The sequence below is a fragment of the Pseudomonas sp. B424 genome, from assembly GCF_055408345.1.
The window spans coordinates 76437-101665 of record NZ_JBUZTL010000004.1; the positions used below are offsets into that span (position 1 = coordinate 76437).

General features: G+C 54.6%; 33 protein-coding genes and 1 tRNA gene. 14 read left to right on the forward strand and 20 right to left on the reverse strand.

All coding sequences use genetic code 11. From position 1 onward, the window contains the following. Positions 1-268 precede the first annotated feature (268 nt). The gene (locus tag ACZRMS_RS06955) at positions 269-529 is read right to left on the reverse strand and encodes a hypothetical protein (protein ID WP_463994693.1); all 261 of its coding nucleotides are present in this window, start codon (positions 527-529) and stop codon (positions 269-271) included. A 79-nt stretch (positions 530-608) separates the two neighbouring features. Between ACZRMS_RS06955 and ACZRMS_RS06960 the strand changes: the two genes are divergently transcribed. Continuing rightward, on the forward strand, positions 609-1340 hold the full coding sequence (locus tag ACZRMS_RS06960; RefSeq protein WP_463994694.1) for a LexA family protein: 732 nt from the start codon (positions 609-611) through the stop codon (positions 1338-1340). Here the strand turns inward: ACZRMS_RS06960 and ACZRMS_RS06965 are convergent. Next, positions 1327-2214, reverse strand: coding sequence for a hypothetical protein (locus tag ACZRMS_RS06965; RefSeq protein WP_463994695.1), 888 nt, complete (start codon positions 2212-2214; stop codon positions 1327-1329). The two genes, ACZRMS_RS06960 and ACZRMS_RS06965, sit on opposite strands and share 14 nt — an antisense overlap. 207 nt (positions 2215-2421) lie before the next feature. Here ACZRMS_RS06965 and ACZRMS_RS06970 point away from each other — a divergent pair, with 207 nt between their 5' ends. The 7 genes from ACZRMS_RS06970 (at position 2422) to ACZRMS_RS07000 (ending at position 5735) form a co-directional block, all read left to right on the forward strand. Continuing rightward, the gene (locus ACZRMS_RS06970) at positions 2422-2601 is read left to right on the forward strand and encodes a hypothetical protein (protein WP_463994696.1); all 180 of its coding nucleotides are present in this window, start codon (positions 2422-2424) and stop codon (positions 2599-2601) included. Beyond that, positions 2598-3191, forward strand: coding sequence for a hypothetical protein (locus tag ACZRMS_RS06975; protein ID WP_463994697.1), 594 nt, complete (start codon positions 2598-2600; stop codon positions 3189-3191). Before ACZRMS_RS06970 ends, ACZRMS_RS06975 begins: the two co-directional genes overlap by 4 nt. A gap of 8 nt (positions 3192-3199) precedes the next feature. Then, positions 3200-3484, forward strand: a complete 285-nt coding sequence (locus ACZRMS_RS06980; protein ID WP_463994698.1) for a phage antirepressor KilAC domain-containing protein — start codon at positions 3200-3202, stop codon at positions 3482-3484. A gap of 158 nt (positions 3485-3642) precedes the next feature. Further along, positions 3643-3969, forward strand: coding sequence for a pyocin activator PrtN family protein (locus ACZRMS_RS06985; RefSeq protein ID WP_463994699.1), 327 nt, complete (start codon positions 3643-3645; stop codon positions 3967-3969). Between the two features lie 42 nt (positions 3970-4011). After that, on the forward strand, positions 4012-4149 hold the full coding sequence (locus ACZRMS_RS06990) for a hypothetical protein (protein WP_463994700.1): 138 nt from the start codon (positions 4012-4014) through the stop codon (positions 4147-4149). A 261-nt stretch (positions 4150-4410) separates the two neighbouring features. Continuing rightward, positions 4411-4623, forward strand: coding sequence for a hypothetical protein (locus ACZRMS_RS06995; RefSeq protein WP_060693524.1), 213 nt, complete (start codon positions 4411-4413; stop codon positions 4621-4623). Beyond that, complete coding sequence (locus tag ACZRMS_RS07000; RefSeq protein ID WP_127196304.1) at positions 4623-5735, forward strand: phage integrase Arm DNA-binding domain-containing protein; 1113 nt, start codon at positions 4623-4625, stop codon at positions 5733-5735. The genes ACZRMS_RS06995 and ACZRMS_RS07000 overlap by 1 nt, the downstream gene beginning before the upstream one ends. Before the next feature lie 87 nt (positions 5736-5822). On the opposite strand, the gene ACZRMS_RS07005 is transcribed toward ACZRMS_RS07000, so the two are convergent. The 9 genes from ACZRMS_RS07005 to thrS form a co-directional block, all read right to left on the reverse strand. Beyond that, positions 5823-5899 (reverse strand) — tRNA-Pro (locus ACZRMS_RS07005). 90 nt (positions 5900-5989) lie between these two features. After that, positions 5990-6346 (reverse strand): MerR family transcriptional regulator, encoded by a 357-nt coding sequence (locus ACZRMS_RS07010; RefSeq protein WP_016781403.1) that lies wholly within the window; start codon positions 6344-6346, stop codon positions 5990-5992. Beyond that, positions 6327-6629: an integration host factor subunit alpha gene (ihfA, locus tag ACZRMS_RS07015; RefSeq protein ID WP_002553164.1), complete on the reverse strand. Its 303-nt coding sequence runs from the start codon at positions 6627-6629 to the stop codon at positions 6327-6329. The genes ACZRMS_RS07010 and ihfA overlap by 20 nt, the downstream gene beginning before the upstream one ends. Positions 6630-6632: 3 nt before the next feature. Continuing rightward, complete coding sequence (gene pheT, locus ACZRMS_RS07020; protein ID WP_463994701.1) at positions 6633-9011, reverse strand: phenylalanine--tRNA ligase subunit beta; 2379 nt, start codon at positions 9009-9011, stop codon at positions 6633-6635. A gap of 26 nt (positions 9012-9037) precedes the next feature. Then, positions 9038-10054, reverse strand: a complete 1017-nt coding sequence (gene pheS, locus ACZRMS_RS07025) for a phenylalanine--tRNA ligase subunit alpha (protein WP_019829200.1) — start codon at positions 10052-10054, stop codon at positions 9038-9040. A gap of 109 nt (positions 10055-10163) precedes the next feature. Next, positions 10164-10520: a 50S ribosomal protein L20 gene (rplT, locus tag ACZRMS_RS07030; RefSeq protein ID WP_003442184.1), complete on the reverse strand. Its 357-nt coding sequence runs from the start codon at positions 10518-10520 to the stop codon at positions 10164-10166. Positions 10521-10548: 28 nt separating this feature from the next. Next, on the reverse strand, positions 10549-10743 hold the full coding sequence (gene rpmI, locus ACZRMS_RS07035; protein WP_003442181.1) for a 50S ribosomal protein L35: 195 nt from the start codon (positions 10741-10743) through the stop codon (positions 10549-10551). A 59-nt stretch (positions 10744-10802) separates the two neighbouring features. Further along, a complete protein-coding gene (infC, locus tag ACZRMS_RS07040) occupies positions 10803-11354 on the reverse strand; it encodes a translation initiation factor IF-3 (protein ID WP_171970586.1) in 552 nt (183 codons plus the stop codon). After that, entirely contained in the window at positions 11354-13276 is a 1923-nt protein-coding gene (gene thrS, locus ACZRMS_RS07045) for a threonine--tRNA ligase (protein ID WP_463994702.1), read from the reverse strand. Before thrS ends, infC begins: the two co-directional genes overlap by 1 nt. Positions 13277-13639: 363 nt before the next feature. Here thrS and ACZRMS_RS07050 point away from each other — a divergent pair, with 363 nt between their 5' ends. After that, positions 13640-13942 (forward strand): hypothetical protein, encoded by a 303-nt coding sequence (locus tag ACZRMS_RS07050; protein ID WP_463994703.1) that lies wholly within the window; start codon positions 13640-13642, stop codon positions 13940-13942. A 292-nt stretch (positions 13943-14234) separates the two neighbouring features. Further along, on the forward strand, positions 14235-14447 hold the full coding sequence (locus tag ACZRMS_RS07055; protein WP_003179963.1) for a cold-shock protein: 213 nt from the start codon (positions 14235-14237) through the stop codon (positions 14445-14447). Between the two features lie 69 nt (positions 14448-14516). Here the strand turns inward: ACZRMS_RS07055 and ACZRMS_RS07060 are convergent, their stop codons facing one another. Both ACZRMS_RS07060 and ACZRMS_RS07065 read right to left on the reverse strand, forming a co-directional pair. Further along, positions 14517-14825 carry an I78 family peptidase inhibitor gene (locus ACZRMS_RS07060; protein WP_048360898.1) on the reverse strand — a complete coding sequence of 103 codons (309 nt, stop codon included), beginning with the start codon at positions 14823-14825 and terminating at the stop codon, positions 14517-14519. Positions 14826-14986: 161 nt separating this feature from the next. Continuing rightward, complete coding sequence (locus ACZRMS_RS07065) at positions 14987-15292, reverse strand: hypothetical protein (protein ID WP_463994704.1); 306 nt, start codon at positions 15290-15292, stop codon at positions 14987-14989. A gap of 169 nt (positions 15293-15461) precedes the next feature. Between ACZRMS_RS07065 and ACZRMS_RS07070 the strand changes: the two genes are divergently transcribed. Continuing rightward, the gene (locus ACZRMS_RS07070) at positions 15462-15662 is read left to right on the forward strand and encodes a hypothetical protein (protein ID WP_463994705.1); all 201 of its coding nucleotides are present in this window, start codon (positions 15462-15464) and stop codon (positions 15660-15662) included. 17 nt (positions 15663-15679) lie between these two features. Here ACZRMS_RS07070 and ACZRMS_RS07075 read toward each other — a convergent pair whose 3' ends face one another. Genes ACZRMS_RS07075 through ACZRMS_RS07105 form a run of 7 tightly spaced genes read right to left on the reverse strand, consistent with a single transcriptional unit; the run spans position 15680 to position 22640 of the window. Beyond that, complete coding sequence (locus tag ACZRMS_RS07075) at positions 15680-16708, reverse strand: nucleoside hydrolase (protein ID WP_463994706.1); 1029 nt, start codon at positions 16706-16708, stop codon at positions 15680-15682. Positions 16709-16731: 23 nt separating this feature from the next. After that, the gene (gene rbsD, locus ACZRMS_RS07080) at positions 16732-17136 is read right to left on the reverse strand and encodes a D-ribose pyranase (protein WP_463994707.1); all 405 of its coding nucleotides are present in this window, start codon (positions 17134-17136) and stop codon (positions 16732-16734) included. Further along, positions 17133-18053 (reverse strand): ribokinase, encoded by a 921-nt coding sequence (gene rbsK / locus ACZRMS_RS07085; protein WP_463994708.1) that lies wholly within the window; start codon positions 18051-18053, stop codon positions 17133-17135. The genes rbsD and rbsK overlap by 4 nt, the downstream gene beginning before the upstream one ends. A 10-nt stretch (positions 18054-18063) precedes the next feature. Next, positions 18064-19101, reverse strand: a complete 1038-nt coding sequence (locus ACZRMS_RS07090; protein ID WP_463994709.1) for a LacI family DNA-binding transcriptional regulator — start codon at positions 19099-19101, stop codon at positions 18064-18066. A 3-nt stretch (positions 19102-19104) separates the two neighbouring features. Next, a complete protein-coding gene (locus tag ACZRMS_RS07095) occupies positions 19105-20082 on the reverse strand; it encodes an ABC transporter permease (protein ID WP_463994710.1) in 978 nt (325 codons plus the stop codon). After that, complete coding sequence (locus tag ACZRMS_RS07100; protein WP_463994711.1) at positions 20079-21632, reverse strand: sugar ABC transporter ATP-binding protein; 1554 nt, start codon at positions 21630-21632, stop codon at positions 20079-20081. The genes ACZRMS_RS07095 and ACZRMS_RS07100 overlap by 4 nt, the downstream gene beginning before the upstream one ends. A 54-nt stretch (positions 21633-21686) precedes the next feature. Further along, positions 21687-22640: a substrate-binding domain-containing protein gene (locus tag ACZRMS_RS07105; RefSeq protein WP_463994712.1), complete on the reverse strand. Its 954-nt coding sequence runs from the start codon at positions 22638-22640 to the stop codon at positions 21687-21689. 376 nt (positions 22641-23016) lie between these two features. Between ACZRMS_RS07105 and ACZRMS_RS07110 the strand changes: the two genes are divergently transcribed. The 3 genes from ACZRMS_RS07110 to ACZRMS_RS07120 all read left to right on the forward strand — a co-directional run bounded on the left by ACZRMS_RS07110 (position 23017) and on the right by ACZRMS_RS07120 (position 25217). Further along, positions 23017-24096: an asparaginase gene (locus ACZRMS_RS07110; RefSeq protein ID WP_463994713.1), complete on the forward strand. Its 1080-nt coding sequence runs from the start codon at positions 23017-23019 to the stop codon at positions 24094-24096. A 175-nt stretch (positions 24097-24271) separates the two neighbouring features. Then, positions 24272-24523 (forward strand): DUF1654 domain-containing protein, encoded by a 252-nt coding sequence (locus tag ACZRMS_RS07115; RefSeq protein ID WP_048360888.1) that lies wholly within the window; start codon positions 24272-24274, stop codon positions 24521-24523. A gap of 4 nt (positions 24524-24527) precedes the next feature. After that, positions 24528-25217: an endonuclease gene (locus tag ACZRMS_RS07120; RefSeq protein WP_463994714.1), complete on the forward strand. Its 690-nt coding sequence runs from the start codon at positions 24528-24530 to the stop codon at positions 25215-25217. The last annotated feature ends 12 nt before the right edge of the window (positions 25218-25229 follow it).

Sequence of the window (25229 nt, forward strand, 5' to 3'; positions counted from 1 at the left end):
AAGGGCCCAAAAGCCGGCCAGGTCCGCAAGACCAAAACCGGCACCGTGCCGAGGCGAGCGATCCGTCGCTCACCTCTGGCGCAACAGCTGCCAGATCTGTGGTGGAGAAGGCAGCAACCCAAAGCTTCCGAGCCTTGGAAAGCGCGGTATAGGGGGGCGGAATTGCATGTGGTGTGCCCGCCTACCTCTACCGCGACCCGGCGACACTGTGGTGGTGTGTGCCGGGAGGAACTGGGCGGCCTTATTGGTCGCCTTTTTTCTTTCTAAACTATGCTGCAGCCTTATGGGGCAAAGATGCTTCGAGCAACCAAGTGGCCTCAAACGATTGGCCGTTTTTCTGTGCCGCTGTTGCCAGTAGCTCTGCATAACGGGTTTCACCGGTGTAATCAGTCCGGGGCAAACACGCCGCCAGACGCCATTTATTCAGCGCCTGGTAACTACGCTCACACACCTTGGCTGCAGCACCGATGCCACCTACAGCTTCAAACGCGAACGCAATGGCATTCGGAAAATCCGCGGGGTTCAGCATGGGAAGCTCCGATTATCAACTCGCGGTTGATATTAAACATCAACTGACAATTGTGCAAGCTCTATGAGAGTCTCAACTCATGGTTGATAAAGACGAATTACGCGCAGAGTTCAGCTCGCGCCTACACGAAGCACTCGACGACGCCGGCATCCGTAGCCGTGGACGCGGAGTGGACATTCACAAACGCCTGAAAAGCGTGGGGGTTCACAAAACCACCCAGGCCATCAGCAAGTGGCTGAATGGCGAGGCTATGGCTGAAGCTGACAGCATGGTGGCCCTATGCGACTGGTTGAAAGTCCGCCGTGAATGGCTTGAGTATGGGGTTTTACCAAAAGAGCAGCCCACAGACAGCGGCGCTCTACAATTCCAGGTTGGCGAAGAAAGTAACGTCAGTGGCATGACTAAACGCTTCGGTAAGGTTCCACTTATATCGTGGGTGCAAGCAGGTGCCTGGTGTGAAGCCATCTGCAATTTTGAGCCTTTCGACGCTGACGCATGGGTTTCCTGCCCCGTGCCAATAAGCCAAAGCGGCTATGCGCTGAAGGTTTTGGGTGACTCAATGACCAACCCTGGGCCAGGTAGAAGCTATCCGACTGGCTGCATCATCTTTGTTGATCCAGAAACGCAGGCCAATAATGGTGATCGAGTAGTTGCACGGGTACCGCGTACTAATGAAGTGACCTTCAAAGTGCTGGATTCAGATGCAGGTAGGGTTTATTTACGACCCATCAATCCGCAATATCCAATCATTGATATTACGGAAGAGACGCAAATTTGCGGGAAGGTGGTTGGGTCATTTATCCCCGAATAGAGGCTTTAACCATTGTCCGGGCAACATACTTTATAAATTTCGCCCCACTGAGAGTCAACCCATCTTCGTCCAGAAAACCCAATGCATCCAGATCAGTTAGATAGGAATTATTAAGATTATCTGCATGATGCGAAAACCCCTTAGCAACCTCTTCTGTGCTCAACTTTAGAACATTAGCAGGTCCGCCGAGTCTTTTAATCACAATAACTTTTGTGTGCTGAAGCACTCTGCTCGGCACATCAAAATCAAGGTCCAAATCAGCGTCAAATAAAGCACCAGGGGACCTTTTCCTCTTAGCCAACTCATTATCCTTCAGATCATTCAGGCGTGCCATTTCTTCGGTCAATTGACGGATCTGGAGGTTCTTTTCTTTCAGTTCAGAAAGCACTCTATCCTTCTCCGTCTGCTCGATTGAAGAGCTATCTAAAACATCTTTAATTATCTTATCCTTCTCTTCTACCGCTTTTTCTAACGCTTCCTTCTCAATCTTAATAAGCGCAGTAGCCTCATCAAGCTCCGAGCTTGTCTTTACTGGCGTGCGCAAATAGACTTTTATGTCTGCATATCCAGTCTCTAAAACCTTTAGTTTTTCACCAAAACTACTTTCCATTTTAACTAGCAACTGAGAAATATCAGTTGTGTACTTATAAGTATTGTCATAGAACATACTACTTGATTCTGTCGCTTTAAAATAAAATAAAGCAGATAACGCAACAGAAAACAAAGCCAATAAAATTGATAACAGTGTAGGCGCATCGACACTGAATCTTATATCCCCACTAAATAATTTTATCGCGGCAGCGACTGTAATAATAACTATGCAAATCCCAACAATCACTTCCCACCAAAGGCGTTTTATATTTGAAAATTCCACCAGTGACACTCCATTTTAGTTATATTCAAAATACTAGCTCCCCGTAAAACTCAACAAATTCAGTAATCCGGTAAGGATCAGTCAGGGCTTTACAACCCAATGATAGCCATTTAGTACTACAAAAGGTAAATATCAACCGCTGGTTGACATTTGATTGATTGCAGTTGATATTAGCCTCACTCTCCCACCACAGAGCGAGGCAACACCATGCACACCACAGCAACCCTGCACGTCCACCCAGCGTGCGCCAGTAACCGTCGACTGATCGAGCAGCTGCAAGCCACCACCGGCTGCCTGGTCATCCTCCACAACAGCAAACCCCGACTGGTCCCGCACAGCAAGCACCCTGCCCCGTTCGATCCGAACAACGGGGGGCATGCTGCATGAACCGGTTTTCTTTGGCTGATAAAACCCTTCGCCTGCTGGCTGCGCAGGTCAATTTGAACGGCACGTTTAACCACGCGTGCAGTTTCAAGAATACCAACCTGCCGTTGATCTTCGTGCTGCAAGTTGAGCGCAGCTCCACCAGCACGCTTTTCACCATTGTTACAGACGACGAGAAGCACAGCCTGACGGTGAACGACGCCGAAAAAGACAAGCACCTGGTGCTCGCTGACTTTATTGAGTCCATCGCCACTGGCCGCATGGATACTGCCGAGCCGGCAACACCGCGCGTGCGTGCTGAAATTGTCGACCGCGGCCAGCTACTGAATGCCAATCAACAAGAGCAGCTGCACCAGTTGGTGCGCCAAGGCGGCTCGTTGAAGCTCGATATCGGTCTGGATGAGGCTGTCAGCCTGGCAGTGCATCGCACGCAAAGCCGTAAAGGCATCACGGCGATTCTGGTAACCGGCGACAGTTGCCCGCGCACTCAGTGCTTTACAGCCTATGGCAACGATCAGCACAGCTTTGATCGGCTGCTGCAGTCGCTCGATCACTTGGCTGCGTCGGCCGCTCCTGCCGCACTCGCAGCTTAGGGGGTGTTATGGAACGCACCCTCGCCAAAGCCGCCGTACGCTTGGGTACGACCCGGCCAAAACTGATCAAGTTGATGCGTGAAAAAGGACTGATCAACGAGCGCAACTTGCCCGCCTTCCCCGTTCGGGACCGCGAGTATTTACGGATAAAGGATAGCAACTGGTTCCACGCTGAACTCGGCATGCAGTACAGCCAATCAACCCGGGTACGTCAGCCCGGCATCGCTTGGCTGGCCGAACAGTTGGGCCTGACCCTTCCTGCAATTCCGGCAGATCACCGTGACGTGGCCTAGGGAATACGCTCGGCAAATAGTGGCCATGCCGACACGCGAGGAGCGCAACGCTGCGCTCCTTGAAGTGCCGGAACATTTGCGCGAACTGACCAAGCGACACTGCTTGAATGCCTGGAACCACCCGGCCCGGCTCCAACCAAAACCGAGCACACCAGCCCATGACTAATGCCAACCAAAGCCCTCTACGGCTGCTGCCAGCACCGGATGCGGACACCGTAGAGCTGCTGTACCGCAATTTTGGTGACGTGCTGATCCCCCTCGACAAGCTGCGCGTGCAGTACTTTCGCCACCTCAACGAGCAGTCGTTTGCGGCAGAGATCATCAGCGGCCGGATTCAAATACCCGTGATCACACTCGACAGAAGCCGCAAGGCGCCGAAGTTCGCTCACATCCGCCACGTTGCAGCGCTGATTGATATTCGCGCCTACAAGGCTGACGAGGAGCTGGCCAGACCGCAAAGCGACTCACCGGATAAAGACGACTAGCCAAGCGCTGCCACCACCAGCGCCGCACCAGGAGCACACCACATGCCCCCTACCCAGATCAGTGCGCTGATCTTTTTGATATTGAGCACGGCCTTGCTCTATTGGCTCGGCTACCGCAACGGCCTGTCCGATGGCCGCAAGCATCACCCCGAACCCCGCACCCGGAGAAAAGCGGCATGACGCACTCAATGACGAATCGCTTGCTCCTGCCCGCTTTGCTCCGCAACACCAGTGGGATCGACACGCCTGTAAAAAACAGTCTCTGCTGCGCAGCAGCAGGCATTACTAAAGCTTTTCGCGCCACTGCAGGGATGCTTATACCCCACATAAAGCTGCGCGAGGCAGCCCACCTTGATGCCCCGCTAAACGCTAAAAATCGCACGCTCGCGCAGCTTGTGTTGGGGTATACGCACCCAGGCATCGCTACCAAAGGGGATGGCCATGCGTAAAGAGCTGATCAAAATTAGCGAATACCAACGCCGCCGCTGGGGTGAGAACGGGACACCGCTCTGCTCGCAAGCCATACGCAATTACATCCGCAACGGAAAGCTGCCGGGCGAGCAGATAGGCTCGCTCTGGTATGTGGACTGGAACGCACTGAACATAGCTGACGGCAACGATCTGGTCGCTATGGTGCTAAGAGGAGTTGCCTGATGGCTCCACGGCCACGCAATAGTGCGAACAAGCACCTGCCACAGAACCTGTACTTTGATCCACGCCGCTCGACCTACCGCTACCGTCGCCCCAGCGACGGTAAGTGGTTTCAATTCGGTACCGATCGGATCAGGGCCATTGATGCCGCAAAGCAGCTCAACCTGGCCTTTATGCAAGGCGCCGATCTGGTCCGCTCTGTGATGGGCAATCCATCGGGCTCATTTGCGGGTTTTCTGGATAAATACGAAGCCGAGATCTTGCCTCCCCGAGAGTTGGCCAAGGGTACCCTCGGACTGTACGCCGTTCACTTCAGACGCTTCCGAAAGCATTTTGAGGGCAAAGCCGTCGATCAAATAACCATTCGTATGGTTGCCGAATTGCTGGACACACTAACCCCAAGGAGCGCCAATCAAAGTCGCGCTCTGCTGGTAGATATTTTCAATCACGCAGCGTCCAAGGGCTTATGCCCCGACAATCCGGCATCGAGCACCATTAACCGTATCGAGAAGAAGCAACGCAAACGCCATACCGTGGAAGGCCTGAAAGCGATCAGGGAGGTCGCACCACCCTGGCTGCGCAACGCCATAGACTTGGCGCTGATAACTGCTCAACGTCGCTCCGATATTCTGGACATGCGCTTTGACGGTGTTCGGGATGGCTTCCTGTACCTGGTACAAAAGAAAACTGCCAAGGCCAGTGATACTGCGTGGATTCGTTTCAAGGTGACTGACGAGCTGCAGACCGTCATAACCCGCTGCCAGGACAACATCGCCTCCCCTTTCCTGATTCATCGCAAGCCGCAACGACTGCTGCAGAAGCAGGCGCAGACTAAAGAGCACTGGACGAAGGTTGAGGATCGCTTTCTAACGCGCTCTTTTAAAGAGGCCCGGGAACTTGCTGGCTGTTATGCGGAATGGAAAGAAGAGGAAATGCCGGGCTTTCACGAAGTGCGCGCGCTTTCGCTGCACCTGTACAAAAGAGCCGGTAAAGATGGCCAGACAATTGCGGGCCATGCCAGCGAGACCATGACCAAGAACTACCAGAAAGACCACGCCGATGTGATCTGGTCGGATGCGATTCCGGACCTGAATATCAGTGAAATCACCGGATAGTTTTGCGCGCATTTTGCGCCAGTTTTGCGCAAGGCAGAAACGAGAAAGGGAATCAAAGGCCTAAACCCTTGATTCCCTTACAGAATATGGTCGGGACGGAGTGATTCGAACACTCGACCCCTAGCACCCCATGCTAGTGCGCTACCGGACTGCGCTACGCCCCGACTAGGCGTTACATCTACAACACAACCTCTGAAGGTTTCGAGAAATATACTCTAAGCTTTTGAAATACGAAAGTATTTTAAATGCCGTAATTACTTCTTAAGAACCTGCAGAACATCTTCCAGTTCGGAGATGGTTTGACGGATCAACTGCTTGTATTGAGTAGTGTCATCTTTGGCTTCATCACCTGAAAGTCGCAAGCGCGCCCCGCCAATGGTGAACCCTTGATCATAGAGCAACGCTCGGATTTGCCGGATCATCAGCACATCTTGGCGCTGATAATACCGGCGATTTCCGCGACGTTTCACAGGGTTGAGTTGAGGAAACTCTTGCTCCCAGTAGCGCAGGACATGCGGTTTGACCCCGCACAACTCGCTAACTTCGCCAATGGCGAAGTAGCGTTTGCCCGGGATCGGCGGGAGCTCGTCGTTATGACTTGGTTCCAGCATAAGCCTCTACTCGGGCCTTCAACTTCTGCCCTGGACGAAAGGTGACCACACGGCGAGCCGTGATCGGGATTTCTTCTCCCGTTTTCGGATTGCGGCCAGGCCGCTGTCGCTTGTCACGCAGATCAAAATTGCCAAAACCTGACAATTTGACCTGCTCGTTGTCTTCAAGAGCGTGCCTGATTTCTTCAAAAAACAACTCCACCAATTCTTTGGCTTCGCGTTTATTCAAGCCCAGCTCTTCATAAAGACGTTCCGCCATTTCAGCTTTCGTCAGAGCCCCCATACGTCACTTCCTTAACGTGGCGTTCAACCTTTTTTCGAGCGAGGTGAGGATATTTTGCGTCGTAGTATTCACCTCATCGTCATTAAGAGTGCGCGATGGATGCTGCCAGGTCAAGCCAACTGCAAGGCTTTTTCTATGCGGATCAATACCTTTACCCTGGTAAACGTCAAATAGCCTTAGGTCTGTGAGCCACTCGCCTGCATTTTCACGGATTACATCCAGTACAGCACTGGCTGCAACGTCACGATCGGCCAGCAGTGCCAGGTCACGACGTACTTCAGGAAAGCGCGATAACTCATGGAATTTAGGCATTTTACCGAGTGCTACTTCAGCCAGAACCAGCTCAAAGACGAACACTGGGCGGTCGAGGCCGAGGTTTTTCGACAACTCAGGGTGGATCGCGCCAACAAAGCCGACTTCTCGGCCATCACGTTCGATACGCGCGGTCTGACCCGGGTGAAGCGCAGGATGCTTGCCCGGTACGAAGGTGAACGTATCCAGGGCGCCAGCAAAGCCCAGCACTGCTTCTACATCTGCCTTGACGTCGAAGAAGTCAACAACATCGCGACCTTGAGCCCAACCTTCTGGAAGACGGCTGCCACAAACAACACCTGCCAGCATCGGTTCTTGCTTAAGACCTTCTAACTGACCGACAAAACGCAGACCACTTTCAAACAAGCGAACACGATCTTGCTGACGATTCAGGTTGTGTTGCAATGCTTTGACCAGGCCCGGCCACAAGGACGCACGCATCGCAGCCATGTCATTGGAAATCGGGTTAGCCAGCAGCAAGGGTTCAACGCCCGGGCTGAACAGTTCGAACTGTTTCGGATCGATAAAGCTGTAGGTAATTGCTTCCTGATAACCACGAGCAACCAGCAGACGACGCAGTTCAGGCAGATCGCTACGCGCCTCAGCCTTGGCTTGCGGTGCCAGCCGGGCCTGCGGATAACGAACCGGCAAGCGGTTGTAGCCGTAAAGACGCGCCAGCTCTTCGATCAGGTCAACTTCCAGACTGATATCAAAGCGATGGCTAGGCACTTCTACGCGCCACTGCCCTTCCCCGTCAACGTTAATAGTCAAGCCCAGGGCGCTGAGCAGACGCTCAATTTCTGCCGAGTCCATTTCCATGCCCAGCATCTGGCTGATACGCGCAGCACGCAAGGTGATCGGCGCGATCGATGGCAGGTACTGTTCGTTGACAGTTTCAATGATCGGGCCAGCTTCGCCACCTGTGATGTCCAGCAGCAGGCCTGTGGCGCGCTCCATGGCTTCACGTGCCAGCTTCCAGTCCACGCCTCGCTCATAGCGATGCGATGCGTCAGTGTGCAGACCGTACGAGCGGGCCTTGCCAGCGACAGCGATCTGATCAAAGAAAGCACTTTCAAGGAATACATCACGGGTCGTAGCTGTTACGCCACTGTGTTCACCCCCCATCACACCGGCAATCGCCAGCGCGCGATGATGGTCAGCGATCACCAGGGTATCGCTGCGCAAGGTAACTTCCTGGCCATCGAGCAGAACCAGTTCTTCGCCTTCTTCCGCCATGCGCACACGTATGCCGCCATTGATCTGGGCAAGATCAAAAGCGTGCAACGGCTGGCCCAGCTCCAACATCACATAGTTGGTAATGTCGACAGCGGCATCGATGCTGCGTACGTCCGCACGACGCAGACGCTCAACCATCCACAGCGGTGTCGGTCGGGACAGGTCAACATTGCGGATGACTCGACCCAGATAACGCGGGCAAGCTGCAGGAGCAAGCACTTCGACAGGACGCACGTCGTCATGCACAGCCGGAACAACAGCCACAGCAGGACGGCTCACGGGGGCAGCGTAAAGCGCACCGACTTCACGTGCCAGACCTGCCAGAGACAGGCAATCACCACGGTTCGGCGTCAGGTCTACTTCAATGCTGGCATCTTCGAGTTCCAGGTAGACACGAATGTCTTCACCAACCGGCGCATCACCCGGCAGCTCCATCAGGCCGTCATTACCTTCGCCAACTTGTAGCTCTGCTTGCGAGCAAAGCATTCCGTTGGATTCGACGCCGCGCAGCTTGGCTTTCTTGATTTTGAAGTCGCCCGGCAGTTCAGCACCGATCATGGCAAACGGAATTTTCAGGCCAGGACGCACATTTGGCGCGCCGCACACTACCTGAAAAGTCTCCGAGCCATTACTGACCTGGCAAACGCGAAGTTTGTCAGCGTCGGGGTGTTGCTCGGTGCTCAGCACCTCGCCCACTACCACGCCACTGAATACACCGGCGGCTGGCGTAACGCTATCAACCTCAAGACCGGCCATCGACAGACGAGCAACCAGCTCGTCACGACCTACCTGCGGGTTTACCCAACCACGCAGCCATTGTTCACTGAATTTCATCCTGCTCTCCTAAGAATTCGTTACGACTAGCGAAATTGCGCGAGGAACCGCAAGTCGTTGTCGAAGAACAGACGCAAATCGTTTACGCCGTACCGCAGCATGGCCAAACGCTCTACACCCATACCGAAGGCAAAGCCTGAGAACTCTTCCGGATCGATCCCGGACATGCGCAGCACATTCGGATGAACCATGCCGCAGCCCATGACTTCCAGCCAGCCTGTCTGCTTGCAGACACGGCAGCCTTTACCGCTGCACATCACGCACTCCATGTCGACTTCAGCGGATGGCTCGGTGAACGGGAAGTACGAAGGACGGAAACGCACGGCCAGTTCTTTCTCGAAGAACACTCGCAGGAACTCTTCGATGGTCCCTTTCAGGTCGGCGAAGTTAATATCGCGATCTACCAGCAGGCCTTCGACCTGATGGAACATCGGCGAGTGGGTGATATCTGAGTCGCTACGGTACACACGGCCAGGACAGACGATGCGGATCGGCGGCTGTTGCGATTCCATGGTGCGGACCTGTACCGGCGAGGTATGGGTGCGCAACAACATGTTCGCATTGAAATAGAAGGTGTCATGCATCGAACGGGCCGGGTGATGGCCAGGGATGTTGAGCGCCTCGAAGTTGTGGTAGTCGTCTTCGACCTCAGGACCTTCGGCGATGCCGTAGCCAATGTGGGTAAAGAACTGCTCGATACGTTCCAGAGTCCGGGTAACCGGATGCAGACCGCCTGAGGTCTGGCCACGGCCAGGCAGGGTCACATCAATGGACTCGGCAGACAGTTTGGCGGCTAGATCAGCCTCTTCAAACAACGCCTTGCGCGCATTGAGAACCTCTGTGACACGCTCCTTGGCTACGTTGATCAAAGCACCGACCTGCGGCCGCTCCTCTGCCGGCAAATTCCCCAAGGTCTTCATCACCTGAGTCAATTCGCCCTTTTTGCCAAGGTATTGAACCCGGATTTGCTCCAGGGCATTTATATCTTCAGCGCTTTGCACAGCCTCTAGTGCTTGAGAGACGAGCGCATCCAGGTTTTCCATGTACAGACTCCAGATACAAAATAGGGGAAGAGCTTGAAGGCTCTTCCCCTATTTAAGACGTTTAGCACCCGGGCCTACACAGGTAAGCCCGAGTAACTGTCGGGGGTACTTAAGCCAAGGTGGCTTTAGCTTTCTCGACAATTGCAGCAAACGCCGCTTTTTCGTTCACTGCCAGATCAGACAGAACCTTACGGTCGATCTCGATGGAAGCTTTTTTCAGGCCGGCGATGAAACGGCTGTAGGACAGACCGTTAATACGTGCACCAGCGTTGATACGAGCGATCCACAGAGCGCGGAACTGACGTTTTTTCTGACGACGGTCACGGTAGGCGTATTGGCCTGCCTTGATTACCGCTTGCTTGGCAACACGGAATACGCGTGAGCGTGCGCCGTAGTAGCCTTTAGCCAGTTTCAGAATTTTTTTGTGACGTTTACGGGCGACAACGCCACGCTTTACACGAGCCATGAGTTACTTCCTCTATTCTTGACCGAAATTAGCAAAGGCGCAGCATGCGCTTCACTTTTGCCACGTCAGACGGATGCAGCAAGCTGCTACCGCGCAATTGACGCTTACGCTTGGTCGACATTTTGGTCAGGATGTGGCTCTTGAAAGCGTGCTTGTGCTTGATGCCGTTAGCAGTTTTCAGAAACCGCTTAGCAGCACCACTTTTAGTTTTCATCTTTGGCATGTTCGGTACTCCGCATTCAGTTGATAAACATAATCAAAAGGCCTGCCGTGCCCTAGTGATTACTTCTTCTTTTTCGGGGCGATGACCATAATCAGCTGGCGTCCTTCCATCTTAGGATGCTGTTCGACGGTACCGTATTCGAGCAGGTCACCTTCAACCCGCTTCAACAGTTCCATACCCAGCTCCTGGTGGGCCATCTCACGGCCGCGGAATCGTAACGATACCTTGGCCCTGTCCCCATCACTCAGGAAACGTACCAGGTTGCGCAGTTTTACCTGGTAATCCCCTTCCTCCGTCCCTGGACGAAACTTGATTTCTTTAACCTGAATCTGTTTCTGGTTTTTCTTTGCAGCGGCAACCTGCTTCTTCTTTTCGAAGATAGATTTGCCGTAGTCCATCAGCTTACAAACTGGGGGTACTGCATCAGCGGAAATTTCCACCAAATCCAGTTTGGCCTCTTCAGCTTTAAGAAGCGCGTCTTCAATTGACACAATCCCAAGCTGCTCGCCTTCAGCCCCAATTAACCGAACCTCGCGTGCAGAGATATTCTCGTTGATCGGGGCTTTCGGTGCAGCTCGTTTATCTTGTCTCATTTCACGCTTAATAATAATTACTCCGAATCATGGCGACCACGCCGGGAAACCGCTTGTGCGAGGAATTCAGCGAATTGCGCGACGGGCATCGAGCCCAGGTCAGCACCTTCACGTGTACGCACAGCGACAGTCTGCATCTCGACTTCCCTATCTCCGATAACCAAGAGATAAGGAACCTTGAGCAAAGTATGCTCGCGGATTTTAAAGCCGATCTTTTCATTTCTCAAGTCAGACTTGGCACGAAATCCGCTCTGATTGAGAGTTTTTTCAACTTCAGCAGCAAAATCTGCCTGTTTATCAGTGATATTCATGATCACTGCCTGGGTTGGCGCCAGCCACGCAGGGAATGCACCTTCGTAATGCTCGATCAGAATACCGATAAAACGTTCAAACGATCCGAGGATCGCACGGTGCAGCATAACCGGGTGCTTGCGGCTGTTGTCTTCGGACACATATTCTGCGCCAAGACGGATAGGCAGATTGAAATCGAGCTGCAGGGTACCACACTGCCAGACACGACCCAGACAATCTTTCAGAGAAAATTCAATCTTGGGTCCGTAAAAAGCGCCCTCGCCCGGCTGCAAATCGTACGCCAGCCCTGCACTGTCAAGGGCTGAGGCCAGTGCGCTTTCAGCTCGATCCCACAACTCATCGGAACCAACACGCTTTTCAGGACGTGTCGACAGCTTGAGTTCAATGTCCTTGAACCCGAAGTCAGCGTAGACATCCAGGGTCAGCTTGATAAAGGCTGCCGACTCGGCTTGCATCTGCTCTTCTGTACAGAAGATGTGCGCATCATCCTGAGTAAAGCCACGAACACGCATGATGCCGTGCAAGGCACCCGACGGCTCATTGCGGTGGCAGGCACCGAACTCGGCCAGGCGCATTGGCAGCTCGCGGTAGCTTTTGAGCCCCTGATTGAACACTTGCACGTGGCAAGGGCAGTTCATCGGCTTGATCGCGTAGTCGCGGCTTTCCGACTGAGTGGTAAACATGTTGTCAGCGTAGTTGGCCCAATGCCCGGACTTTTCCCACAAACTGCGATCAACCACCTGAGGAGTCTTGATCTCCAGGTAGCCGTTTTCGCGCTGTACTTTACGCATGTACTGCTCGAGTACCTGATAAAGCGTCCAGCCATTCGGGTGCCAGAACACCATACCCGGCGCTTCTTCCTGGGTATGGAATAACCCAAGGCGCTTGCCGATTTTACGGTGATCACGCTTTTCAGCTTCTTCGATTCGCAGGACGTAGGCCGCCAACTGCTTCTTGTCAGCCCAGGCAGTGCCGTAAATACGCTGCAACTGCTCGTTTTTGGCATCGCCACGCCAATAGGCGCCCGACAGCTTGGTCAGCTTGAACGACTTAAGGAAGCGTGTGTTCGGGACGTGAGGCCCGCGGCACATGTCGACGTACTCTTCATGGAAGTACAACCCCATGGCCTGTTCGTTCGGCATGTCTTCGATCAGGCGCAGCTTGTAATCTTCGCCACGAGCGGCAAACAGATCGATTACTTCGGCACGCGGTGTCACTTTCTTGATGACGTCGTAATCTTTTTCGATCAGCTGCTGCATGCGCTTTTCGATAGCGGCCATGTCATCCGGAGTGAACGGACGCTCATAGGCGATATCGTAATAAAAACCTTCGTCGATAACTGGACCAATGACCATTTTGGCCGTAGGGAACAGTTGCTTGACCGCATGACCGACCAAGTGAGCACAAGAGTGGCGAATGATCTCCAGCCCCTCTTCATCCTTGGGCGTGATGATTTGTAATGTGGAGTCACTTTCAATCAGGTCACAGGCATCAACCAGCTTGCCGTTGACCTTGCCGGCCACGGTGGCTTTAGCCAGGCCTGCGCCAATAGAGGCGGCAACCTCAGCAACAGATACCGGATGATCGAATGAACGTTGACTGCCGTCGGGAAGAGTAATAGTTGGCATGGCGCCTCCTCTCCTAGTGGTGACCCCTACCAAAGGTCACGTGGGTTGGGATGAGCCAGTACGCGATTCGGTGGTATGCCTGCCTCACAGTGGCAGGAGCCTTGCGGCCAACCAAAAACCGAACCAGAGTGACTGGAGTTCAAATCAATAAGGGTAATGGCACAGCATTGCGACCCAGAGAGCACGCAAAGCAGAAAATAGCCAAGGGCGGCATGCTAGCACAGATGTACTCTCTCTGTTACGCACCCGGTGCCGCAGCCAAAATAAAGGGCACTTTTTTACAAAAGGGTGAACTTGAGCTGCACTAACCTCTCAGATACCAAGTGATACACACTCGGTTTAAATGCTTACAAGGAGCAACTTATGCGCATGATCCACGCCCTCATCTTCGCAGCACCTTTGGCACTACTGCTTCCCATGACCGCTCAGGCCGACAACTGGCCGGCCGGCGCAAAAAAAGACTACATGAAGGACTGCGTAGCGGCGGCAAGCCAAAGCGTGGACGCAAAAACAGCCGAACAGCATTGCGCATGCGGCGCGGAGAAAATCTCCGAGAAGTTTTCGACTGCCGAGATCAAACAGTTGATGAGCAAGACAACTCAGCCGAGTGCCGAGCTTAGAACCAAAGCCCTGGACGCCATTCAAGCCTGCCGGGCAACCAAATAACGCCAAATTCCACGGTCAACCTGAACCTTTTAAGAGTAAAAACGACCTGAAAAGCTCTTTTCTTTAAAAAACATGCATTCGCAGCTGCTTTTTTTTGAACTGCCTTTAGCCCTTAAACCCCCATAAACCGGGGGTTTCGGGGAGAACCAGCGACAGACAAAAGCTAACATTGCAGTAATCTGCAGTTCAGGGGGGCTCCCAAAGCGCACATTTCGACTATGATAGCTCAGTGTGCCCAGTTGGCCTGAGCAGCACAGTACTACTGAAAATATAAGTTTCTTGGAGATACACCATGTCTAATCGCCAAACCGGCACCGTAAAATGGTTCAACGATGAAAAAGGCTTCGGCTTCATCACTCCTCAAGGTGGCGGTGACGACCTGTTCGTACACTTCAAAGCTATCGAAAGCGACGGTTTCAAAAGCCTGAAAGAAGGCCAGACCGTTTCCTTCGTGGCTGAGAAAGGCCAAAAGGGTATGCAAGCTGCACAGGTTCGTCCGGAGTAAATCTCCCTCGAACAAAAAAACCCCGTCCATGTGACGGGGTTTTTTATGCCTGAAATATGGTCAGCTTGCTTAGCCGCAGTTCACACGGGTAATGATTGCATTGTCATCCATGTTCAGATTCAAACGATCTGAGCGGTACTCGAGCGTCATGACGTCATGCGGCGACAAAAGACGCGCATTCTGTGCTCCGGCCTTCACACGGGCCTGCTCCAAAAGCTCTGGCGAAGCTTTTTTGCCGATCACGAATGATGCTGACTTGGCATCGCAACGGCTATGCCCTGTATCAGAGACGGGTTCTTTAACCGAATCTTGCGTGCTGCACCCAGACAGCGCTACGACCGCCAACAACGAACCCAATGACACTAGCTTCCAAGACATGAAGCCTCCTTAAGATAAAAAGTCTGAACCTTTGCGACAGCTTTTTCGCAAATAGGTTGCATGGCGCCAGATGGCACCCGCGGATTGACTAACGCGCGACCAATACTGCCCGAGCAGGCAAATACAGTGCGCGCCTAATCATTGCCAAATATGTGTAAGAATTAGTACACATCAATGTAGTCAAATGGCGGATTAGGCCAGTTATCTTTGAGGGCGTTGTAAATTTGCATCACCCACACTTCATCACTCGCCGCGATTTTACCGACATACCCGGAACCTGCCGCCCAGGTTTCCAGCCTGAACAGCAGCCCATCGATATCTGCACCCCCAACAACACCGCTGGAGATATAGGCAATACCCGCCTTGGTTACGCGCAACTGAGTATGTTCATCGTCGCTGGCCGACACCAGCAATTGGCGTACCGCAGCAAGGGTAAGGTGCTCGGGATCATTTAAATCAATTTGCATGGACTGCCCCGCTTTCAAAAGTACAAGTGTGGCACGCACCATGGTCTTGATGGAAAAGTTGAGGGTACCAAGACACCCTTGATGCAAATAACACCGGTCACTTGATAGCTTAAGAATGGCTTTTTGCTAAAATCGCTCCTCCACGCCCACGTCCCTCACGAGCTACCCAATGACAACAGTCAGCATCGACGCAGATATCAAGGCCAAATGGCCTCAAGGACAGTGCTCTTACAGCCCGGGCAGCCCTGAAGAGCTGGCCATCATCGGCATTGATCTCTTGGTCAAAGAGCTCGGGACTGAGTCTGCCCGAGCTTTTGTCAGTCAGGTTTTCGAAAAATACAAAGAAACCCAACTCTCAAAACTGACATAAATCAGCGCGATCTCGAATTACTTCAACCGGCCCAGCCGCGACGTCAGCAAGTCAAAAAAGCCCTGCGCGTCCCCGTCCTCGACCCAAAAAACATTTTTTGGCTGATTCAGGGTGTTGTACCAATCCGCAATTGTCTGGCCGGAGGTCGGTCCTTCACGGGTATCCACAACCATGTTTACATCACGCCCGGTAAACAGTTCCGGGTTGAGCAGATAGGCAATGACACTGGCATCGTGCACAGGCCCGCCGGGCAACCCGTAGTGCTCCATGTCGCCCTTCACGTATTCATTCAGAATATCGCCGACCAATTTCCCGGCCGTATTGCCCAGTGCCGCGATCTGTTTCATGCGCGCTTCGCTGGTCAGGATCTTGTGCGTGACATCAAGCGGTACATAGGTCAGCTTCACGCCGCTTTTCAACACCACGTCTGCGGCATGCGGGTCCGCATAGATGTTGAATTCAGCTACGGGGGTGATATTACCCCCGTTGAAGTGGGCGCCCCCCATCACCACGACCTCCTTGATCCCCCGGGCAATGTCCGGCGCCTGCGTCAGGGCCAGCGCCAGGTTGGTCTGCGGACCGAGCATCGCAATGGTCACGCTGCCCGGCTTTGCCGCACGCAACGTATCGATCAGGTAGTTAACCGCATTAATCGATTCAAGCCCTTTTGCAGGCTCATGGACAGGCACACCTGTCAGGCCTTCCTTGCCATGGATGTTCTCGGCATAGATAGGGGAGCGCACCAAGGGCCGGGGCGCGCCGGCATAGACCGGGACGTCTTCACGCCCAGCCCACTCCCGGGCGAGACGGGCATTGCGCGAAGTCTTGTCCAGCCGCACATTCCCCGCCACGGTGGTAATCGCCCGCACATTCAACTGCTCGGGCGAAGCCAGGGCCATCAACAGCGCTACAACATCATCCGCGCCGGGGTCGGTATCGATAATCAAATCAATCTTGTCTGCGGCCTGAACACTCGAGATCGTGATGACGGACAAAAGCGAAACACTCCTGATTAACTGGCGAAAAACCTGCGTAAAACGAAACATATCCAACTCCTTGTACTATTAATCTAAAAAATCACACCTGAAACCAAGGCGATATTGCAGTACGGTCGACACTCTCCCGTACGAACTATTACTTTTGCTTGCAGGCAGAGCTCTTTGAAAGCGTCATGAGTGAGCAAACATCGGTCCCCCAGATCACCCTTGCCCGCATGCTCCTCAATACAGGACAGTGCCGGGCAAGGCGCTTGCAGCAGCTCATGGGCCAGCACGTGGCTTTGCACCTGCATCTCACTGAGCAGCGTACGCAGCGTGCTGGCAAGGTCAGGAATTCCCTGGGTCAACGCCAGATCAATCAGTTCAACACCCTTGGGTACCGGCAAACCGGCATCGGCAATAACCACAATATCGCCATGCCCGAGCGAGGCTACCAGTCGCGAAAGCGCAATATTAAGCAAAGGTGTTTTTTTCATGGTGCGTCAAACCCCTGAACATCACTCAACTGTGGAATGGAGGGTTGAGCACCGGCCCGGGTGACTGACAGCGCAGCGGCCACCTGAGCAAAGCGAATCGCTTCCTCTTCATCCTTGCCCGAAGCCAGCGCCGCAGAGAAAGCTCCCACAAATGTATCGCCTGCCGCCGTGGCATCAACGGCCTCGACCTTGGGCGCCGCAAAGTGCACAACACGCTGGGCACTGACAAACAGCGCCCCGAGCGCGCCCAGCGTCACAATGACCTTGCGCGCCCCGAACGCCACAAGCCGGCGGGCAGCCAGCTCGGCGGACTCAAGCGAGTCGACGGTCACACCGCTAAGCGCCCATGCCTCAGTTTCATTCGGAATCAAATAATCCAGTGTGTCGTACCAGTTTGCTGGCAACGGGCCACTGACCGGCGCGGGATTAAGAATCACGATCTTATCCAGCTCGCGCCCACGGCCGAGAACGTAACCCACGGTTTCCATCGGCACTTCGAGCTGGCACACAAGCACCTCGGCGCCCTGCAGAAGCTCATCAAACGACTTGATGTCCTGAGGTTCCAGGCAGCCATTGGCGCCTGCCACTACCACTATGGTGTTCTGGCTACCGGCATCGACCATGATCAACGCCACGCCGCTCGCACTACCGGACACGGTGCGCACTGCCTGACAGTCAATGCGTTCAGCCAGCAGCCCTTCGCGCAGCTGCACGCCGTATGCGTCATCACCGACACACCCGACCATCGCCACCCGGGCGCCCAGACGCGATGCTGCCACCGCCTGGTTCGCGCCCTTGCCTCCGTGCACCGTGCCGAAGGACTGCCCGAAGAGTGTCTCTCCGGGGTACGGCAACCTCTCGGTACGCGTGACCAGATCCATGTTCAGGCTGCCAACCACTACTACATTTGCTTGCATGTATCGGCACTCATCCATTGATTGTTTGGAGGGACTTCTTGATCGATGCCCCGGCATAGGCTCTGGTGGACTCCCGCAGCACAATGTCGGGCCTCACGATCCGTTGTTCTACCGCCCGTTCGGGCAATGCAATACGCCGCAACAGCAACTGCGCAGCCATTTCGCCCAATTGCAAAATCGATTGCCCGACCGTCGTCAACGATGGATAGACATAACGGCTCATCTGCACATCATCAAAGCCGATGACCGACAACTGCTCCGGCACTCGGATATTGCGCTCGGCGGCAGCCCGCAATACGCCGATGCCCATCATGTCGTTGCAGGCAAAAATGGCCGAAGGCCGATTGCTCGCCAGCAAACCGACTGCAGCCTGATAGCCCCCCACGCTGCTGAAATCACTTTCGACCATCCAGTGCCCGGGGGCCGGAATACCCGCTTCAGCCAATGCCCGCAAATACCCGGCCGTACGCAACTGAGCAACACGCGTGATTGCCGGGCCGCCAATACAGGCAATAGCGCGATGCCCCAGCTCAATCAGATGGCGCGTGGCCAGATAAGCGCCCAGCTCATGATCGATTCGCACCAGATCTGCCTCGATACCCTCGAGGCTGCGGTCGACGATGACCATCGGCGTTCGAACCCCGACCAGCCCGCTCGCCAGCCCCAGGTCTTCGCCGGCCGATGCCACCACCAGCCCGTCCACCCGCTTTTCAAGCAGCACCCGCAGGTAATTACGCTGCTTTTCAGGGTTGTCGTCGCAGTTACACAGGATGACGCAATAATTATTGCGCTCGCAGCAGTCCTCAATACCCCGCGCCAGCTCGGCAAAGTAAGGGTTCAGGCTATTAGCCACCAACAGGCCGATCGTCGCTGTGGTCTTGGCTTTCAGGGATCGCGCTACAGCGCTGGGGACATAATCGAGACGCGCAATGGCTTCTTCCACCTTCAATCGGACCGGCTCGCTCACTGGACGGGTTTTGTTCAGAACATGAGAAACCGTCGTGTACGAAATACCCGCCATTGCCGCGACATCTTTAATGGTTGCCATTACTCAATTCCGTCGCTGTGCACGTTGACTTCGGTATGTGTCCAATACCACTGCTATCACTATGACAGCACCGGTAATAATACGCTTCGTCGGCTCCGTCGCGCCGATTTGCGCCAGCCCTGCTGCCAATACCGAAATAATCAGCACACCAAAAAAAGTACTGATCACCGAACCACGCCCACCCATCAGGCTCGTGCCACCGATCACGACCGCTGCAATGACCTGCAATTCAAGGCCCGAACCGGCATTGGGGTCTGCCGCCTCAAGACGCGATATCTGGAACAGCGCCGCCACCCCGGCCAGCAACCCCATCAGGCTGAAGACCAATATTTTGTAGGGCTTGGGATTGATACCTGCCAGACGGACTGCTTCCTCGTTGGTGCCGATTCCGATCAGGTAGCGGCCAAAGACTGTCCGTGTAAGCACCGCCTGAGCAATCAGAATAATCAGCAAAGCAATGATGAAAGAAGGCGAAATGCCAAAGGCAATCGGGTTCGATAGCCAGGCGAAAGCGTCGCCGATATAAGCCGTACGCGAGCCTGTCATTTGATAGGCCGCACCCCGGGCCATCTCCAGAACACCCAGGGAAACGATGAAAGACGGGATCTTCCAGGCCACGGTGATCGAGCCCGTGATCGTACCTGCCAGGGCAGCACACCCCATGCCCAGCAAGGCGGCGGGCAGAATGCTCCAGCCCCACCCCAGAATTGCCACGCTCACTGCGGAGGCCGCCAGGGCCAGTACGGACCCTACCGACAGATCGATACCGCCGATAATCAATACAAAGGTCATGCCGACAGACAGCACCATCAGATCCGGGATCTGGTTGGCCAGAGTACTCAACGTGTCATAAGAGAAAAAATGATCACTCAGGCTGGAAAACAGAACAATCATGGCCAGCAAGGCGCCAGCCAAGCCGAGGTAGGTGCCCATTCCATAGTAGTTGTGCGAACTTTTTCGCACGGCGGGGGTGGATTTCATGAGGCTTCCTTTGGCGCAGCTTCAGTGAGCAACGCATCTCGTTTTTGATAACCGGCAAAAGCGGCGGCCAGCAACTGCTCCTGACTCCAGCTGTCACGTTCAAACGTTTCAATCAGACGCCCGGCAGACAGCACGCCGATGCGATCGCAGATCAACATCAACTCACGAAGGTCGCTCGACACCACGACCAGCGCCTTGCCCTGGCGTGTCAACTCGCCCAGCAACCGGTAAATATCGAACTTGGCACCGATGTCGATACCGCGAGTCGGTTCATCAAACAGCAGCACGGTACAGTCGCGCTCCAGCCAGCGACCAATGACAACCTTCTGCTGATTGCCGCCGGAGAGTTGTGACACCACCTGCTCGGGGCCGCTGCTGCGGATCCCCATCGCATCTATCTGGCGCCGTGCCAGTGCTGCCTCCTGCTGGCTATTGACCACACCCGAGCTGGAGACCCGGTGCATGTTGCCCAGGCCGATGTTGGCACTGATCGACTGGGTCAAGAGCAAGCCTTCGCCCTTCCTGTCCTCGGTAATCAGGGCTATGCCCCGCTTAACCGCATCTGCTGGTGAACGGATACTGACCACCTGCAAGGCAGAACCCACTGCAACGGTGCCGCTGTCGGCCAGATCAGCGCCGTAGATCAAGCGCAAAAGCTCTGTACGCCCTGCCCCGATCAGCCCCGAAATACCGAATATTTCGCCCTTTCGGACTTCAAACGAAACATCTTTTACTTTGTCCCCTCGACAGATCCCCGAGACCTTGAGCGCCGTATCGCCCAGGCTGCGCACGCCCAGGTCCAGCTGGTCACCCAATTCACGCCCCACCATCAGGTTGACCAGTTGCTCGCTGCTGTAATCCGCAATGGGTTCTACGCACACCAGACAACCGTCGCGCAGCACGGCAATCCGCTGCGCCACACGCGCCAGCTCTTCAAGTCGATGGGAGATATAAACAATCGCCACACCGCGCGCCTGCAGCCGCTCGATTTGCACAAACAGCATTTCGACTTCACGGGCCGTGAGCATCGCGGTGGGCTCATCGAGGATCAGTACGTGGCAGTCACCAATCAGGTTGCGGGCAATCTCCACCATCTGCTGATGGCCGATACCCAGCGCCCCGACCAGCGTGTCAGGGTCTATCGCCTCCAGACCGACCTGGGCCATCGCCTCAATCGCCGCCTTGCGCAATTGCTTGCGGTTGATCCAGCCCATACGGCCGGGAAGATTATCCAGAAACAGATTTTCAGCCACCGTCAGTGTGGGCAGCAGGTTCAGTTCCTGCATGACCATGCGTACACCCTGGCGCTCAGCCTGGGAGCGGCTGCCCGGAGTGTATGCCTGACCGTTGAATTGCATCTGCCCGAGAGTCGGAACTTCCAGGCCGCCAATGATCTTTGAGAGCGTGCTTTTGCCCGCCCCATTTTCACCCGTCAGGGCCAGTACTTCGCCGCGGTACAGCGACAGATCAATGCCTGCCAGCACCGGCTGTGTATAGGTTTTGCCAATCCCGCTAACCGAGAGGACCACGCTGGCATCTGGAGCAGACATAGGGTTTCTCCGGGCACCCGCCCTCCGGGCAGGTGCCTGCGACAACGAATTGAATTACTTGTTGATGACCAGCTCGACAGGCGTGTCGATGATGCCGTCCTTGAGGTTCTCGACCGGCTCTTTCTTGACCAGCTTGAGCGCCGTTTCAATGCCAAAAACGGCCTGCTTGGCTGCAGCCTGATCGGCCGTGGCAAGCACCCGGCCATCTTTGAGCATCGGCTTGATGGCATCGATGTTGTCATAGCCTACGACTTGAACCTTCCCAGCCTTGCCAGCGGCACGGATGGCCGATACAGCCCCCAGCGCCATGCTGTCATTACCTGCCAGGATAGCCTTGAGGTTGGGGTACTCGCTAAGCATGCCGGCCGCGACCTTGTTGCCACCATCAATCTCCCAGTTGCCCGACTGCACCGGCACAATCTTCATCCCGGCGGCGGTCATCGCATCCTTGAAGCCTGCCGTACGCATCTGCGCATTGGTGGTGGTCGACACACCCTCGATGATCCCTACTTCATCGCCGGGTTGAAGCCTGGTCGCCAGGTACTCACCGACTTCACGCGCGCCCTTTCTATTGTTGGGCCCCACAAACGGCACTTCGATGCCCTTGCTTTTCAGCACTTCGGGGTCCAGCTGGTTATCGATATTGACCACCACAATGCCGCGATCCGTGGCTTTTTTGATGGCCGAAACCAGAGCCTTGGAGTCTGCCGGGGCAATCACCAGCGCATCGACCTTGGCGATGATCATCTGGTTGATGATGTCGATCTGGCCGGCGGTGTCGGTTTCATTCTTGATCCCGTTGGAGACCAGATCGAAACTCTGCGGATGGGCTTTCTGGTAGTCCTCGCCGCCCTTCTGCATGGTGACAAAGAACTCGTTTGCCAACGACTTCATCACCAGGCCGACTTTGGGTTTTTGGGCCGTATCTGCATAAGCGACAGGGAGGGAAAGGGATGCCGCAGCCAGAATGGCGACAGCAAGGAGGCGTCCAGCAAAGGGCAGCTTCATGGAAGTAACTCCGATCTTATGATTATTGTGAGCAACGTCCTGCTCGCGCCGTGGCTTGCTCAAAAAAGCGCCGCGCAAACGTTTGCTTGAACCTCACTATGGAAAGCTGGTTCTTGTTTGTCAATGTGAAAAAAGGCAATGCACGGTCGAATCTCCGAACAACAAAATCACTGTTTGTTCGGAAAACCGGCCCCTGCAAAAAAACCAAATGAACAGCCAGTAAAAATTACTTATAAATCAACTACTTGCCTGATACTCCAAAGGCATCACGCACTGGCATAAATAATGCCTCCTATCACCGCTCGCGGCCAAAGGATGGCACGTGTCGTGCTGGTGTGCAGACATCGGCACACTCATTAATAAGAGAAGAAAAACAATGAAAAATGCTGTGCTGAAAACAATTGTTCCGGGCGCGCTGGCCCTCCTCCTGGCACTGCCAACGGCTCACGCACAAGAGGCTGTCACCAAGCCGAATGTCATCATTCTGGCCACGGGCGGCACCATCGCCGGTGCAGGCGCAAGTGCTGCCAACAGCGCCACCTACACCGCGGCCAAAGTCGGTATCGACAAACTGATCGCCGGCGTACCCGAACTGAGCCAACTGGCAAATGTGCGTGGCGAGCAAGTGATGCAAATTGCATCCGAGAGCATCACCAACGAAAACCTGCTGCAATTGGGCCGCCGCGTTGCCGAACTGGCTGACAGCAAGGATGTCGATGGCATCGTGATCACCCACGGCACTGACACCCTGGAAGAAACCGCTTACTTCCTCACACTGGTTGAAAAAACCGACAAGCCCATCGTCGTGGTCGGCTCCATGCGCCCGGGCACAGCCATGTCGGCTGACGGCATGCTGAACCTCTACAACGCAGTTGCCGTTGCCGGCAGCAAAGAGGCTCGCGGTAAAGGCGTGCTGGTCACCATGAACGACGAGATCCAGTCCGGCCGCGATGTCAGCAAAATGATCAACATCAAGACCGAAGCATTCAAAAGCCCATGGGGCCCGCTGGGCATGGTCGTCGAAGGCAAATCCTACTGGTTCCGCTTGCCGGCCAAGCGCCACACCATGGATTCCGAATTCGACATTAAAGACATCAAAAGCCTGCCAAACGTAGGTATCGCCTACTCGTATGGCAACGTCGACGATACTGCCTACAAAGCATTGGCACAGTCCGGCGCCAAAGCCATCATCCACGCGGGCACAGGCAACGGCTCAGTGGCATCGAGCGTGGTGCCGACCTTGCAAGCCCTGCGTAAGGATGGCGTGCAAATCATTCGTTCTTCCCACGTAAATAACGGTGGCTTCGTACTGCGTAACGCAGAACAGCCTGACGACAAAAATGACTGGGTTGTAGCCCACGACCTGAACCCACAAAAAGCACGCATCCTGGCCATGGTCGCTCTGACCAAAACCCAGGACAGCAAAGAGCTGCAGCGCATTTTCTGGGAATACTAAGTCGCCCGCTTCAAACACGCGCGAACTGACTTGAAAAGGCCGTCTCCCCATCAGGAGACGGCCTTTTTGTTTCCCGCGAATCTGACGCCGCTTTGACTCGCCAGTGCACCAAACAGTTGCCAAATCTGGCGCAGTTAAATACTGTATGCGCATACAGCCCACCAAGGATCGCATCATGGCTAAAAAAGCGGCGAAAGAGCCGACCCCACCAAGCCCTTACGAAATTTTCGGCACGCGCATACAAAAAATCATCAGTTCGCCAAAAGCTCAAAAAGACAAAATGGCGGTGCTTGAGCGGCTGGAAGGTGACAACCCGGAATTCTGGGAACGTCTGCTGGAAGAAATCTCCGAAAACGACAACGTCACAATTGCCTATCGCGATGATGGCGGCGTGAATGTTTTCTGGACCGTAGTTGAGGAAGACTGAGTCGATGAGGGTTCGTTTACTGGCACTGGTCAGTCTTTTCACTGTTTTAAGCGCACAGGCTTCGGCACCGCAAACCTTCAGTGAAGCAAAAAAAGTCGCCTGGAAACTCTATGCACCGCAGTCCACCGAGTTCTACTGCGGATGCAAATACACCGGTAACCGCGTCGATCTGAAAGCCTGTGGTTACGTCCCGCGCAAAAATGCCAACCGCGCAGCACGCATCGAATGGGAGCATATCGTTCCCGCCTGGCAAATCGGCCATCAGCGCCAATGCTGGCAAAGTGGGGGACGCAAAAACTGCACCCGCAACGACCCTGTGTACAAGGTTGCCGAAGCCGACCTGCACAACCTGGTACCCAGCATCGGTGAAGTCAACGGGGACAGAAGCAACTTCAGCTTTGGCTGGCTACCCGTGCAAAAGGGCCAATATGGATCATGCCTGACACAGGTCGATTTCAAATCGAAAAAGGTCATGCCCCGCCCTTCCATCCGCGGCATGATCGCACGCACTTACTTTTACATGAGCAAGCGCTACAACTTGCGTCTGTCCAAGCAAGACCGCCAGCTCTATGAGGCGTGGGACAAAACCTATCCCGTTCAGGCCTGGGAGCGTCAACGCAACCAAGCGGTCGCGTGCGTCATGGGCCGCGGCAACGACTTCGTCGGGCCGGTCAACCTCAAGGCCTGCGGCTGACACCAACCCCTG

Excerpts from the sequence above, each read along its gene's own strand:
- ACZRMS_RS06955 (WP_463994693.1), bottom strand. The coding sequence starts at position 529 with ATGCTGAACCCCGCGGATTTTCCGAATGCCATTGCGTTCGCGTTTGAA.
- ACZRMS_RS06960 (WP_463994694.1), top strand. The coding sequence starts at position 609 with ATGGTTGATAAAGACGAATTACGCGCAGAGTTCAGCTCGCGCCTACAC.
- ACZRMS_RS06970 (WP_463994696.1), top strand. The coding sequence starts at position 2,422 with ATGCACACCACAGCAACCCTGCACGTCCACCCAGCGTGCGCCAGTAAC.
- ACZRMS_RS06975 (WP_463994697.1), top strand. The coding sequence starts at position 2,598 with ATGAACCGGTTTTCTTTGGCTGATAAAACCCTTCGCCTGCTGGCTGCG.
- ACZRMS_RS06980 (WP_463994698.1), top strand. The coding sequence starts at position 3,200 with ATGGAACGCACCCTCGCCAAAGCCGCCGTACGCTTGGGTACGACCCGG.
- ACZRMS_RS06985 (WP_463994699.1), top strand. The coding sequence starts at position 3,643 with ATGACTAATGCCAACCAAAGCCCTCTACGGCTGCTGCCAGCACCGGAT.
- ACZRMS_RS06990 (WP_463994700.1), top strand. The coding sequence starts at position 4,012 with ATGCCCCCTACCCAGATCAGTGCGCTGATCTTTTTGATATTGAGCACG.
- ACZRMS_RS06995 (WP_060693524.1), top strand. The coding sequence starts at position 4,411 with ATGCGTAAAGAGCTGATCAAAATTAGCGAATACCAACGCCGCCGCTGG.
- ACZRMS_RS07000 (WP_127196304.1), top strand. The coding sequence starts at position 4,623 with ATGGCTCCACGGCCACGCAATAGTGCGAACAAGCACCTGCCACAGAAC.
- ACZRMS_RS07010 (WP_016781403.1), bottom strand. The coding sequence starts at position 6,346 with ATGCTGGAACCAAGTCATAACGACGAGCTCCCGCCGATCCCGGGCAAA.
- ihfA (WP_002553164.1), bottom strand. The coding sequence starts at position 6,629 with ATGGGGGCTCTGACGAAAGCTGAAATGGCGGAACGTCTTTATGAAGAG.
- pheT (WP_463994701.1), bottom strand. The coding sequence starts at position 9,011 with ATGAAATTCAGTGAACAATGGCTGCGTGGTTGGGTAAACCCGCAGGTA.
- pheS (WP_019829200.1), bottom strand. The coding sequence starts at position 10,054 with ATGGAAAACCTGGATGCGCTCGTCTCTCAAGCACTAGAGGCTGTGCAA.
- rplT (WP_003442184.1), bottom strand. The coding sequence starts at position 10,520 with ATGGCTCGTGTAAAGCGTGGCGTTGTCGCCCGTAAACGTCACAAAAAA.
- rpmI (WP_003442181.1), bottom strand. The coding sequence starts at position 10,743 with ATGCCAAAGATGAAAACTAAAAGTGGTGCTGCTAAGCGGTTTCTGAAA.
- thrS (WP_463994702.1), bottom strand. The coding sequence starts at position 13,276 with ATGCCAACTATTACTCTTCCCGACGGCAGTCAACGTTCATTCGATCAT.
- ACZRMS_RS07050 (WP_463994703.1), top strand. The coding sequence starts at position 13,640 with ATGCGCATGATCCACGCCCTCATCTTCGCAGCACCTTTGGCACTACTG.
- ACZRMS_RS07055 (WP_003179963.1), top strand. The coding sequence starts at position 14,235 with ATGTCTAATCGCCAAACCGGCACCGTAAAATGGTTCAACGATGAAAAA.
- ACZRMS_RS07060 (WP_048360898.1), bottom strand. The coding sequence starts at position 14,825 with ATGTCTTGGAAGCTAGTGTCATTGGGTTCGTTGTTGGCGGTCGTAGCG.
- ACZRMS_RS07065 (WP_463994704.1), bottom strand. The coding sequence starts at position 15,292 with ATGCAAATTGATTTAAATGATCCCGAGCACCTTACCCTTGCTGCGGTA.
- ACZRMS_RS07070 (WP_463994705.1), top strand. The coding sequence starts at position 15,462 with ATGACAACAGTCAGCATCGACGCAGATATCAAGGCCAAATGGCCTCAA.
- ACZRMS_RS07075 (WP_463994706.1), bottom strand. The coding sequence starts at position 16,708 with ATGTTTCGTTTTACGCAGGTTTTTCGCCAGTTAATCAGGAGTGTTTCG.
- rbsD (WP_463994707.1), bottom strand. The coding sequence starts at position 17,136 with ATGAAAAAAACACCTTTGCTTAATATTGCGCTTTCGCGACTGGTAGCC.
- rbsK (WP_463994708.1), bottom strand. The coding sequence starts at position 18,053 with ATGCAAGCAAATGTAGTAGTGGTTGGCAGCCTGAACATGGATCTGGTC.
- ACZRMS_RS07090 (WP_463994709.1), bottom strand. The coding sequence starts at position 19,101 with ATGGCAACCATTAAAGATGTCGCGGCAATGGCGGGTATTTCGTACACG.
- ACZRMS_RS07095 (WP_463994710.1), bottom strand. The coding sequence starts at position 20,082 with ATGAAATCCACCCCCGCCGTGCGAAAAAGTTCGCACAACTACTATGGA.
- ACZRMS_RS07100 (WP_463994711.1), bottom strand. The coding sequence starts at position 21,632 with ATGTCTGCTCCAGATGCCAGCGTGGTCCTCTCGGTTAGCGGGATTGGC.
- ACZRMS_RS07105 (WP_463994712.1), bottom strand. The coding sequence starts at position 22,640 with ATGAAGCTGCCCTTTGCTGGACGCCTCCTTGCTGTCGCCATTCTGGCT.
- ACZRMS_RS07110 (WP_463994713.1), top strand. The coding sequence starts at position 23,017 with ATGAAAAATGCTGTGCTGAAAACAATTGTTCCGGGCGCGCTGGCCCTC.
- ACZRMS_RS07115 (WP_048360888.1), top strand. The coding sequence starts at position 24,272 with ATGGCTAAAAAAGCGGCGAAAGAGCCGACCCCACCAAGCCCTTACGAA.
- ACZRMS_RS07120 (WP_463994714.1), top strand. The coding sequence starts at position 24,528 with ATGAGGGTTCGTTTACTGGCACTGGTCAGTCTTTTCACTGTTTTAAGC.